This window comes from Okeania sp. SIO2C9 (assembly GCF_010672455.1).
Taxonomy (GTDB): Bacteria; Cyanobacteriota; Cyanobacteriia; order Cyanobacteriales; family Microcoleaceae; genus Okeania.
In genome coordinates, this window is the sequence record NZ_JAAHGO010000039.1 from 25,321 (window position 1) to 36,054 (window position 10,734).

The window sequence follows — 10,734 nt, forward strand, 5'->3', positions numbered from 1 at the left end:
TGCCAAAAGTATATTGCTGTTAAAATTATGAGGTATTAAAGATTAAAAAATATCATTAATTCCTGGCTTTTGAAATCATCAACTTACGCCAAAGTAAGTTGAAAATTAGAGATGATATAATGTGCGTTTAATGAGTAATAAAAAACTTCCTTATTCTTTCCTCCTGACCCCTGACTGCTCCGTAGTTATTTATTAAGTCTTCAACCGGGTATGATCTGAGAGTAAATCTGGAAAATTTACCGAAAAATTGTGGGTATGCGCCTCCCCTTTTAAGGGGATAATAAGCGGTCGTTTGCGGAGCATGACCTTAGGATGGGATGGCGAGGTCTCGGAGGCATATCCAATCGACTCCTGTGAAGAAAAAATTTTCATGAATTTGTCAATCCTCTTCAATTCATGGAGAGGTAATTATTCATTATTCATTATTCATTATTAATTTTTGAAGCTATAACATATCTGCTTGGAGGTACAAGAAACATAAAATAAAAAAAATTGTATCTCATAAATAATTTATTTCCCAACACAAAATACTCGAAATAATTTTTAGATTTCTATATCGGGTGCTATAGCTGTTAATATATTTTATGTAAACTATTTTTATGAAAAACTAATAATGAACATTAATCGGCGCAATTTCTTAATCTTAACGAGTGTCACTTTAGGGTCTATTACTCTAGGTGCTTGCCAAACATCAGGAGATAATTCTTCTTCATCTGTAACTCCTTCTACTTCAGTAAATGATACTAAATTAGTAGAAAATTCTGGGGTTTTTCAATTAACACCTCTACCTTATGGATATGATGCTTTGGAACCTTATATTGATAAAGAAACTATGCAGTTTCACCATGATAAACATTATGCTGGTTATATTAAAAATTTGAATGGAGCGATCGCTAAGTATCCTGAACTTAAGGACAAAAATGCAGAAGATTTATTGCGTAGTTTGAATGCTTTGCCGGAGGATATTCGTACTGCTGTACAAAACAATGGTGGTGGTTATGTAAATCATAAAATGTTTTGGGAAATTATGACTCCTAATGGTGGGGGTGAACCTGATGGAAAAATAGCTGCTGCTATTGATGAAAGTTTTGGTAATTTTGATAGTTTTAAGGAAAAGTTTAATGCTTCTGGTGGTGGTCGTTTTGGTAGTGGTTGGGTATGGTTGGTTTTGGGTAAAGATGGAAAGTTAAAGGTGACAAGCACCCCTAATCAAGATAGTCCTTTTTTCCAAGGGGATTATCCGATTATGGGTAATGATGTTTGGGAACACGCTTATTATTTGAACTATCAAAATCGTCGTGGTGATTATTTGAAGGCTTGGTGGAATGTTGTTAATTGGCCGGAAATTAATCGCAGGTATGAATTGGCGATCGCTTCAAATACTAAGTAATGCTTAATTGCTCAGAGCTGATTGGTTTATCTAGTGTTAAAGATTATATTTTTAGTTGAATAAATAGTCATGCATAGGGGCGGACGAACCCCAATAAGTTAATAGTATCAAAATTTTTTTGGGGATGCAATGGGAATTTCTGCCGTTTTTTTTTTGAGCTTCACAGAATGATAATTTTTGTGCTCAGGAGTTATAGGTGGGAATTATCCAAATGATATTAATTTGATAATTTGAGAAATTTGGTGGTTATATTTATTTGATTTTTGATGACTGATAAAATGAGTGAATTTTGTGGAGTGGAAATTGTGCGAAGAGTAAGAAGCGATATTGCTTGGCAAGGTTGAGGCGATCGCTACAAAACAAAGATGTGGTTGTTTTTAGGTGCTTCAAAGAATGATTTTCTCTGGTTTTAAGTGAACGTGTATCTTCTGCTCTTTCTAGGAGTTTTATCTGCTGTTGACAATAAGGCTGATGCCACGCTTCGCGATCGCTACAATCTCTTGATATCCGAATCTTAGTTTCTTTTGTTGAATAAATAGTCATGTATAGGGGCGGACGAACCCCAATAAGTTAATAGTATCAAAATTTTTTTGAGGATGCAATGGGAATTTCTGCCGTTTTTAGGAGCTTCACAAGATGACAATTTTTGTGGTGAGGAGTTGTAGGTGGGAATTATCGGAATGATATTAATTTGATAATTTGAGAAATTTGGCGGTTATATTTATTTGATTTTTGATAGCTGAGAAAATGAGTGAATTTCGTGGAGTGGAAATTGTGAGAAGAGTAGGGAACAATATTGCTTGGAAGGGTTGAGGCGATCGCTCTTAAAACAACTACATATGTTTTTTTAAGAGCTGAACAGAATGATTATTTCTCTGGTTTTAATATGAGCGTGCATCTTTTGCTATGTCTAGGAGTTTTATATCCTGTTGGCGATACGGCTGACGCCACGCTCCGCGATCGCTACAATCTCTTAGTATGCTAACCTTACTTTCTTGGTTGAATAAAAATTCATGACCAGGGGCGAACGAACCCCACTAAGTAAATACTATCACAATTTTTTTGAGGATGCAATTAGAAATTCTTTCGAGCGCCGATTTTTTAGAAGCTTCACAGAATGATAATTTTTGTGGTCAGGAGTTATAGGTGGGAATTATGGAAAAGACATTAATTGAATGAATTGAAAAATTTGGTGGTTATATTTATTTGATTTTTGATAGCTGAGAAAATGAGTGAATTTCGTGGAGTGGAAATTGTGGGAAGAGTAGGAAGCGATATTGCTTGGCAAGGTTGGGGTGATCGCTACAAAACAAAGATGTGGTTGTTTTTTAGGAGCTTCACAGAATGATTTTCTCGGGTTTTAAGTGAACCTCTATCTTCTGCTCTTTCTAGGAGCTTTATCTGCTGTTGACGATACGGCTGATGCCACGCTTCGCGATCGCTAAAATCTCTATAATATCCTAACCTTACTTTTTTAGTTGAATAAAAAGTCATGCGTAGGGGCGAATAAACCCCACTAAGTAAATACTATCACAATTTTTTTGAGGATGCAATGGGAAATCCTTCCGAGCGCCGATTTTTTTAGAAGCTTCACAGGATGATGTTTTTTGTGGTGAGGAGTTGTAGATGGGAATCATGGAAAGAAAAGACATTAATTGAATGAATTGAAAAATTTGGCGGTATTTTTATTTTTCGGCGAGAAAATGAGTGAATTTCGTGGAGTGAAAATTTTGGGGAGAATAGGGAGGCATATTGCTTGGCAAAGTTGAGGCGATCGCTAGAAAAAATAGACCTATAATTTTTAATTTTTATTAGAGCTTCACAGAATGAAAATCCTTGTAGTTTTTGGATAATAGATGGGAATAATAGAGAAGAAATTAATTTCATGATTAGATATTTAGTTGTTTGAGCTATTTGGTAAATCAAATACAGAAATAGTACTATTGCAACTCTAACCTTTGAACTTAGCTCACCTTCTCATAAGTCATTCCCTACCAGAAAAAATTATTCGATATTGTAAATATACTCAACTAATTTAAAACTTATAGAATCAAGAGAAAATACTAATACCCAAAGAAGCTTACTAGGAATAGGAATTAGTCATCAAATTATCTGCATAATTAAAGAGCAAGCTAAAGTTGCAGGAGTAATAACTGAATATCTATACAAGTTACTATACTTGTTCCATGAAATAGGTTAATTTTGTCAGATAAAAATTGTTTCCTATGACAAAAGCAATATTCCTCCGCAACCTTGGGAAAACCATTTTTTTAATTGCTTGAAAAATAAAGTAGGTCACAGAATATGAAAAATTTTCCAGATTTTACTAATTACGGTTATCAAGTTAGCAAAGAACTAGGGCGTAATTTACAAGGTGGAAGGATTACATATTTAGCTTCCTCCCTCACCTCAAATAAACAGGTTGTAATTAAGGAATTTAGATTTGCTATTGCTGATGGAAGTTGGTCAGCTTTTAAGAATTATCAACGGGAAATTTCAGCTCTCAAACAATTAAAACATTCTCAAATTCCTTGTTATTTAAATTCTTTTGAAACTGAGTCTGGTTTTTGTTTGGTAACAGAATATATTGATGCTCCATCTTTGGCGGAAAGACATATTTTCACTCCTGAAGAGGTGAAAAAAATTGCTATTTCTGTTTTGGAAATTTTGGTATATTTGCAAAATTTTCAACCTCCAATAATTCATCGGGATATTAAACCGGAGAATATTTTAGTGGATGAAAATTTGCAGGTTTATTTGGTAGATTTTGGTTTGGCAAGATTGCGAGGAGGGGAGTTAGCTTTGAGTAGTATTGCGGCAGGAACTCCAGGATTTATGCCACCGGAGGAAATGTTTAATCGACCTTTGACAACTGGTTCAGATTTATATAGTTTGGGGGCTACTTTAATTTGTTTATTGACGGGAACTAGGAGTGTAGAAGTTGATAGGTTATTGGGTGAAGATTATCGATTTAAGTTTGAAGGTTTGGTTCCTAATTTACATTGGCGTTTTACTCAGTGGTTGAGAAAAATGGTGGAACTTCATCAGAATAAGCGTTATGAAAATGCTGTTTTGGCTTTGCAAGAATTAAAGGGAGTTCCTGTTGTTGGAAGTGGGAAAATATTTGGTTTTTTGGAGGATGAAGTTAAGGTTGATGGAAAATTTGTTGCTAGGGAAATTCCTGTTGTTGGGGGTAAAGAAAGATTTGCTTTTCTGGAGGATGAAGTTAGGGTTAATGAAAAATTTATTGGTGTTGCGGATAAGGGAGAAATTTTTGCTACTCGTAGGGGAGAAATTAAAAATAATAAAAAAGTTGCTGGTTTTGTAGGAACTATAGTAGCTCTTGTTGCTATATTTAGTATTGGATCAGTGATTAGTTTACGAGATAAAATATTAGTAAAAAATCAAATTCCAGCAAGTCACACTTTGGTAAAAAATTATTCAGTAATTGAACGTATTCAAATCCCAAGAGAATATAGTAATAGGGAATATAGTAATTCAGCATTAACAATAAATAAATATAGTGATTTAGTACACAGAATTCTCGCAGAAGGTTTAGCCATGAAACTTTTGGAGATGTGGAAGTCTGATAAATCATTTTGGTACTGGACCTCAAATTGTACGTTCTATTGGCCAGATAAATATGGCTATGCTAATCATCCGTGTAAGGAAGAAGTTGCTTTAAACATAAAGCAACTTCAGATTAGAAAGGAATGTATAAATTGCTCTCTTTTAGGTGCAAATCTAGAAAATACCAATCTTGAAAATGCTAATTTACAGGGAGCATTCTTAGTAAATGCTAATTTACAAAATGCTAATCTAAAAAATGCAAATTTAAAACTTACTAATCTCCGACGTACATCAATTAATGAGCAAACTATTTTGAATCCTAAATGGCGTTTAGTTTGGAAAATTGTTAATAACAAATATCAGGATTTGAATCTGAAAAAGGCTGATTTATCTAATGCTTTTCTAGTGGGAAATTTAGAAAATATTGACTTAGAGGGAGCTAACCTAGAAAACAGTAATCTCACAAATAGCATATTAGCCGGTGCAAACTTAAAAAATGCTAATCTCAAGGGTGCTAAAATTAATAAAACAACGTATGGCGATAGTTCTCCTCATTTACGGCAGGTCAATTTAGAAAATGCCAATTTAGAAACTGCCGACTTAATATTTTCCTTCCTACAAGATGCTAATTTGCAGGGAACCAATTTCAGGAAGGCTAAGTTAGTAGCTGCTTTCTTAGAAAATACAAATTTAAAGGAAGCAAATTTAGAAAATGCTTGGCTAGAACTAGCAATCCTAAAAAATGCCAACCTAGAAAATGCTAATCTTAAAAATGCTAATCTCAAAAATGCTGACCTTACAGGAGCAAATATTAAAGGTGCTGATTTTACTGGTGCAAATCTAGATGGTGCAACTATGCCGGATGGGAGCATATATAATGGCAAAATAGATCAATAAATAAGTAGGCAAAATTAAATAGAAGATTATTTTTTGACAGATAAAAGAGAATAGAAAGAAAGCAATCTTTCTTACCTTATTTTTTAGCTCTACTTACTTAGTTAGATAGATAATAAAATTATCTAACTGCTGTTTATTCAATACCTTACGGTCGTTACAGTGGTTAAAATTATACCAAAATTAAAAAAAGTTAATTACATCTTAATTTGTGATTTATTCGTACAATAAAAAAAATATAAATCCCATAAATTCTAAAAAATCAACTTTTTGCCCTCTTTATTTATTATGTTTTTCTTTCCCAGTTAAGTTTTCCCTATGTCGTGACTGTAGCAATATTTTATGAAATTGGTATTAGTTCTGGTGATAATCCTTCCTTCTGCCTTTTTTAATCAGTGGGATGACAAACCAAAAGATAATCAAATTCCCCCACTAAATTAACCAGAGATTTTTCCTATTTACAGGTAGAGGTAGGTTTAATTATACAAAAGAGAAATTACTGGGTAAGTGTTATGTCAGATTATGAATTTCTCAATACTAAAATTCACTCATAGATTACTTCTGACTTCTAACTTCTGACTTGCACGCAGCGCTATATCTCATCCTAATATTTCATCCACTTGAATATTAATATCTGGAAACCTTTGAATAGAAAAAATTTCACCGCGTTCTAACTTTTGTACTTCCTTATAACTACTACCAATAGGTTGTCGATACACCTCCAAACATTCCCCATTAATATCTACCAACCAAACCTCAATTACATTATTTTCTGCATAAAGAGGAATTTTTACTTCACGGTCGAATTTAATCGTACTATCTGCCACTTCAACTATCAAAAATAGAGTTGTTGGGAAATAAAAATTCAAAAGCCTCAAAAGCTTACTATATAAGCTTTTGAGGCTTTTAGGCTTAAAAAACACTATAAACTTTGACTAATAAGGGTTTTAGCCATTTTTTTAGCTTAATTCCCAACAACTCTAATAAATCCTGAGACTGGGGATGTCCTGATTCATAAAAATCTGCTTTTAGCTCTAACAAAGCTATATCTGGTTCTGGTTCAGAATAATCATCTAATTCAACAGGGTTTTGAACGCTGACTAAAACTCGATCGCCTAACTTTTGAGAAAATAATCTATTTAAACGATTTACACAAGCTGCATGGTGACGACCTACTGGGGACATTTTGAGAATTTCTCCTCGGATTAGTTCTACTCGCTCATCTTCTTTCAGGATGCCTACTTCAGGCATTTTGTTATATTCTTTGACGTTAAATTATCGTTTTAGCAGTTGGACTGACATGGCACACAAGTTTTTGAGAGTAGCATTCCGCTTTCCTACGGAATGGAGTTCTATCGCTGAGAAGCTATACTATGATTTTAGTTGAATAAAAAGTCATGTGCATAGGCGAGTAACCACCAACGATTCTTATAATATCAAAATTTTTATCAGGATGCAACCAAAAATCCTTTGACGCGCGATTTTTTCAGGAGCTTCACAAGATGAAAATATTAGTGATTTTTCACGCTAGGAGAGATGGATGGGAAAATTTTGAGAACAACAAGCATATATTCATGAGTGCTTCACAGAATGAAAATATTCTGCCATTGCTTCTGGGGAAGATTCTTGAAAATCCTTTGACGCGCGATTTTTTCAGGAGCTTCACAAGATGAAAATGTTGGTAATTTTTCACGCTAGGAGAGATGGATGGAAAGATTTGATAATGGGAAAAAATTTGGCAGTTATCTATAATTTTTGATAAGTGGGAAAATTACTTAATTTTCAAGAGGTTGAAGAGCGATCGCTCTTTTTCAGAGCTACATCTATCAACCATCAAAAATCATTTGATATAATTGCAAATATACTTAACTAAAAGTAGTCTAATTAGAACAGTCATCAAAGCATTGCCACAGTTAAAGACAAAGGTAAAGTTGCAGAATTAATAACAGAATATATACACAAACTGCTATAATTTTTTCTGCAAAATTGGTGAATTTTTTCCAATCAAAAATGCTTGACTTGATAAGAGTGATCGCTTGTGAAAAATTTTGAAAAAATAAAGCCAAAAAAGATGAAAAAATATCCAGACTTTACCCAATATGGCTATCAAATTATCAAAGTATTAGGTGATAATATCCAGGGTGGAAGAGTAACCTACCTAGCTACTAAAATTGAATCAAATAGAAAAGTAATTATTAAAGAATTCCGTTTTGCTAGTGCAGATGCAAATTGATCTGGTTTTAAAGCATATCAAAGAGAAATTGAAGTGCTACGACAACTCAACCATCCTCGGATTCCTCCATATCTTAAGACTATTGAAACACCATCAGGTTTTTGTCTAGTAACTAAATATATAAATGCACCATCCCTCGCACAAAAATATACTTTTACACCAGAATAAATCAAACAAATTGCTGTCTCAATCTTAGAGATATTAGTAGATTTGCAAAAGTATAGTCCGCCGATTATTCATAGGGATATTAAACCAGAAAATATTTTGATTAATAAAAATTTGAATGTTTATCTAATTGATTTTGGTTTAGCCAGAATTCGACCTATGGGAAAACAAGCATTGAGTAGTATAGCAGCAGGTACGCCAGGATTTATGCCACCAGAAGAAATGTTTAATCTGCCACTCACAGAAGCATCAGATTTATATAGTTTAGGAGCTACATTAATCTGTTTATTAACTGGTACAAAGAGTGGAGAAATTAGTAATTTAATTGGTGAAGACTATCGTTTTAAATTCAAGCATTTAATCCCTAAAAAAGTTAATCAAAGTTTTGTTTATTGGTTGGAAAAACTTGTAGAATCAAATGTTAAACGACGTTATCCTAATGCTAGTATTGCCTTAAAAAAATTAAAACCAATTGTGCCTACAAAAACTAATAATTTTATAGGGATAGATAAAGTTAAACCTTTAGCTCTAACTACTCTGTTGATGATTGTCGCTGGCATTAATATTAAAGTTTTTCAAGATTTTTCCAGACAACAAAAAACTGCTGCCTCATTTCCCAAAGCTAACAAACAAGAAAGTAAACAATCAGTTTCTAACCCTCTTTCTCAAGCTGTAAAACTGGAAAAACAAGGTGATAAATTATTTAATAGTGGTAAATATGATAAAGCTTTACTAGCATAGGATCAAGCAATAGAATTAAACCCTAATTATGCCGCAGCATGGTATGGTCGCTGTAGAGTATTGCGACGATTCGCTCTTTACCAAGAATCTCTTCAAGCTTGCGATAAAGTTTTAGAAATTAATCCCAATGCTTATTGGGCTTGGAATGTTCGAGGTAATGTTTTGAATAGTTTGATGAGAATAGAGGAAGCATTAGAATCGTATAACAAATCTTTGGAAATTAAACCAGACTATTACTATGCTTGGAATGGTCGTTGCTGGGCATTTAATGATTTACAAAAATATCAAGAAGCATTAAATTCCTGTGACAAGGCTATAGAAATTGCTCCCAATAGTGTCTGGCCTTGGAATAACCGAGGGGTTTCACTACAAGGATTAAAACGTTATGATGAAGCGCTTGATTCTTTTGATAAAGCAATTGAAATTGACCCTAACAACCAAAAAGCTATTAATAACCGTAAAGAACTCTTAGATAATTTCAAACAAAAACTTTAGTGTTTATCAGTTAAATAACTGATTAATTCAAGTGAGATTTCCTTTAGGGTTGGGAAATCTTTAAGCAGTTGAGATTCATATCTGAGCCAGAAAATTTAGTTGAATAAAAAGTCATGCGTAGGGGCGAACAGCCCCCAACTGTTTTTATGATATCAAAATTTTTATCAGGATACAACCAAAAATCCTTTGACGCGCGAATTTTTATCATGAGCTTTAGAGAATGAAAATGTTGGTGATTTTCCACGCTAGTAGGAATGGGTGGAAAAATTTTGAGAACCACAAGCATATATTTATTGAAGCTTCACAGAATGAAAAAATTCTGCCATTGCTTCTGGGGAAGATTCTGGAAAATCCTTTGACAGGGCTAATTTTTCCGGAGCTTCACAAGATAAAAATGTTGGTAATATTTCACGCTAGTAGGAATGGGTGGAAAAATTTTGAGAACAACAAGCATATATTTATAGGTGCTTCGCAGAATGAAAATATTCTGGCATTGCTCCTGGGGAAGATTCCTGAAAATCCTTTGACAGGGCTAATTTTTCCGGAGCTTCACAAGATGAAAATATTGGTAATATTTCACGCTAGTAGGAATGGGTGGAAAAATTTTGAGAACAACAAGCATATATTTATAGGTGCTTCGCAGAATGAAAATATTCTGGCATTGCTCCTGGGGAAGATTCCTGAAAATCCTTTGACAGGGCTAATTTTTCCGGAGCTTCACAAGATGAAAATATTGGTAATATTTCACGCTAGTAGGAATGGGTGGAAAAATTTTGAGAACAACAAGCATATATTTATAGGTGCTTCGCAGAATGAAAATATTCTGACATTGCTCCTGGGGAAGATTCCTGAAAATCCTTTGACAGGGCTAATTTTTCCGGAGCTTCACAAGATAAAAATGTTGGTGATTTTCCACGCTAGTAGGAATGGGTGGAAAAATTTTGAGAACCACAAGCATATATTTATAGGTGCTTCGCAGAATGAAAAATATTCTGGCATTGCTCCTGGGGAAGATTCCTGAAAATCCTTTGACAGGGCTAATTTTTTCGGAGCTTCACAAGATGAAAATATTGGTAATTTTTCACGCTAGGAGAGATGGATGGGAAAATTTTGAGAATAACAAGCATATCTTTAATGAGTGCTTCACACAATGAAAATATTCTGGCATTGCTCATGGGGAAGATTCTTGGAAATCCTTCGACAGGGCTAATTTTTTCGGAGCTTCACAAGATGAAAAAAATGGTGA

The 10,734-nt window shown here is 33.8% G+C and carries 12 protein-coding genes; 8 read left to right on the forward strand and 4 right to left on the reverse strand.

Annotated elements, in window-relative coordinates; translation table 11 throughout:
- Positions 1–613 precede the first annotated feature (613 nt).
- On the forward strand, positions 614–1,390 hold the full coding sequence (locus F6K23_RS25095) for a superoxide dismutase (RefSeq protein WP_293160882.1): 777 nt from the start codon (positions 614–616) through the stop codon (positions 1,388–1,390).
- 252 nt (positions 1,391–1,642) lie between these two features.
- Here F6K23_RS25095 and F6K23_RS25100 read toward each other — a convergent pair whose 3' ends face one another.
- Positions 1,643–1,933 (reverse strand): hypothetical protein, encoded by a 291-nt coding sequence (locus F6K23_RS25100; protein ID WP_293160884.1) that lies wholly within the window; start codon positions 1,931–1,933, stop codon positions 1,643–1,645.
- A gap of 253 nt (positions 1,934–2,186) precedes the next feature.
- Here F6K23_RS25100 and F6K23_RS25105 point away from each other — a divergent pair, with 253 nt between their 5' ends.
- Positions 2,187–2,375 carry a hypothetical protein gene (locus F6K23_RS25105; protein ID WP_293160885.1) on the forward strand — a complete coding sequence of 63 codons (189 nt, stop codon included), beginning with the start codon at positions 2,187–2,189 and terminating at the stop codon, positions 2,373–2,375.
- A gap of 605 nt (positions 2,376–2,980) precedes the next feature.
- Here the strand turns inward: F6K23_RS25105 and F6K23_RS25110 are convergent.
- Positions 2,981–3,277: a hypothetical protein gene (locus tag F6K23_RS25110; RefSeq protein WP_293160887.1), complete on the reverse strand. Its 297-nt coding sequence runs from the start codon at positions 3,275–3,277 to the stop codon at positions 2,981–2,983.
- 417 nt (positions 3,278–3,694) lie between these two features.
- On the opposite strand from F6K23_RS25110, the gene F6K23_RS25115 reads away from it, so the two are divergent.
- The gene (locus F6K23_RS25115; protein ID WP_293160889.1) at positions 3,695–5,857 is read left to right on the forward strand and encodes a serine/threonine-protein kinase; all 2,163 of its coding nucleotides are present in this window, start codon (positions 3,695–3,697) and stop codon (positions 5,855–5,857) included.
- 596 nt (positions 5,858–6,453) lie between these two features.
- On the opposite strand, the gene F6K23_RS25120 is transcribed toward F6K23_RS25115, so the two are convergent.
- Together F6K23_RS25120 and F6K23_RS25125 are read right to left on the reverse strand one after the other, a co-directional pair.
- Complete coding sequence (locus tag F6K23_RS25120) at positions 6,454–6,723, reverse strand: Uma2 family endonuclease (RefSeq protein WP_293160891.1); 270 nt, start codon at positions 6,721–6,723, stop codon at positions 6,454–6,456.
- Positions 6,724–6,766: 43 nt separating this feature from the next.
- Positions 6,767–7,105, reverse strand: coding sequence for a Uma2 family endonuclease (locus F6K23_RS25125; RefSeq protein ID WP_375340780.1), 339 nt, complete (start codon positions 7,103–7,105; stop codon positions 6,767–6,769).
- Between the two features lie 787 nt (positions 7,106–7,892).
- On the opposite strand from F6K23_RS25125, the gene F6K23_RS25130 reads away from it, so the two are divergent.
- The 5 genes from F6K23_RS25130 (at position 7,893) to F6K23_RS25150 (ending at position 10,509) form a co-directional block, all read left to right on the forward strand.
- Positions 7,893–8,087: a hypothetical protein gene (locus tag F6K23_RS25130; protein WP_293160893.1), complete on the forward strand. Its 195-nt coding sequence runs from the start codon at positions 7,893–7,895 to the stop codon at positions 8,085–8,087.
- Between the two features lie 33 nt (positions 8,088–8,120).
- On the forward strand, positions 8,121–8,255 hold the full coding sequence (locus F6K23_RS25135) for a hypothetical protein (RefSeq protein WP_293160895.1): 135 nt from the start codon (positions 8,121–8,123) through the stop codon (positions 8,253–8,255).
- 21 nt (positions 8,256–8,276) lie between these two features.
- On the forward strand, positions 8,277–8,993 hold the full coding sequence (locus tag F6K23_RS25140; protein ID WP_367267811.1) for a protein kinase: 717 nt from the start codon (positions 8,277–8,279) through the stop codon (positions 8,991–8,993).
- A gap of 9 nt (positions 8,994–9,002) precedes the next feature.
- Complete coding sequence (locus tag F6K23_RS25145; RefSeq protein ID WP_293160953.1) at positions 9,003–9,488, forward strand: tetratricopeptide repeat protein; 486 nt, start codon at positions 9,003–9,005, stop codon at positions 9,486–9,488.
- A 226-nt stretch (positions 9,489–9,714) separates the two neighbouring features.
- Positions 9,715–10,509 carry a hypothetical protein gene (locus F6K23_RS25150; protein ID WP_293160897.1) on the forward strand — a complete coding sequence of 265 codons (795 nt, stop codon included), beginning with the start codon at positions 9,715–9,717 and terminating at the stop codon, positions 10,507–10,509.
- Positions 10,510–10,734: the final 225 nt, after the last annotated feature.

Bases quoted from the DNA above. Each gene is read 5' to 3' on its own strand.
- F6K23_RS25095 (WP_293160882.1), top strand. From the start codon at position 614: ATGAACATTAATCGGCGCAATTTCTTAATCTTAACGAGTGTCACTTTA.
- F6K23_RS25110 (WP_293160887.1), bottom strand. From the start codon at position 3,277: ATGAAATTAATTTCTTCTCTATTATTCCCATCTATTATCCAAAAACTA.
- F6K23_RS25100 (WP_293160884.1), bottom strand. From the start codon at position 1,933: ATGACTATTTATTCAACAAAAGAAACTAAGATTCGGATATCAAGAGAT.
- F6K23_RS25125 (WP_375340780.1), bottom strand. From the start codon at position 7,105: ATGCCTGAAGTAGGCATCCTGAAAGAAGATGAGCGAGTAGAACTAATC.
- F6K23_RS25115 (WP_293160889.1), top strand. From the start codon at position 3,695: ATGAAAAATTTTCCAGATTTTACTAATTACGGTTATCAAGTTAGCAAA.
- F6K23_RS25150 (WP_293160897.1), top strand. From the start codon at position 9,715: ATGTTGGTGATTTTCCACGCTAGTAGGAATGGGTGGAAAAATTTTGAG.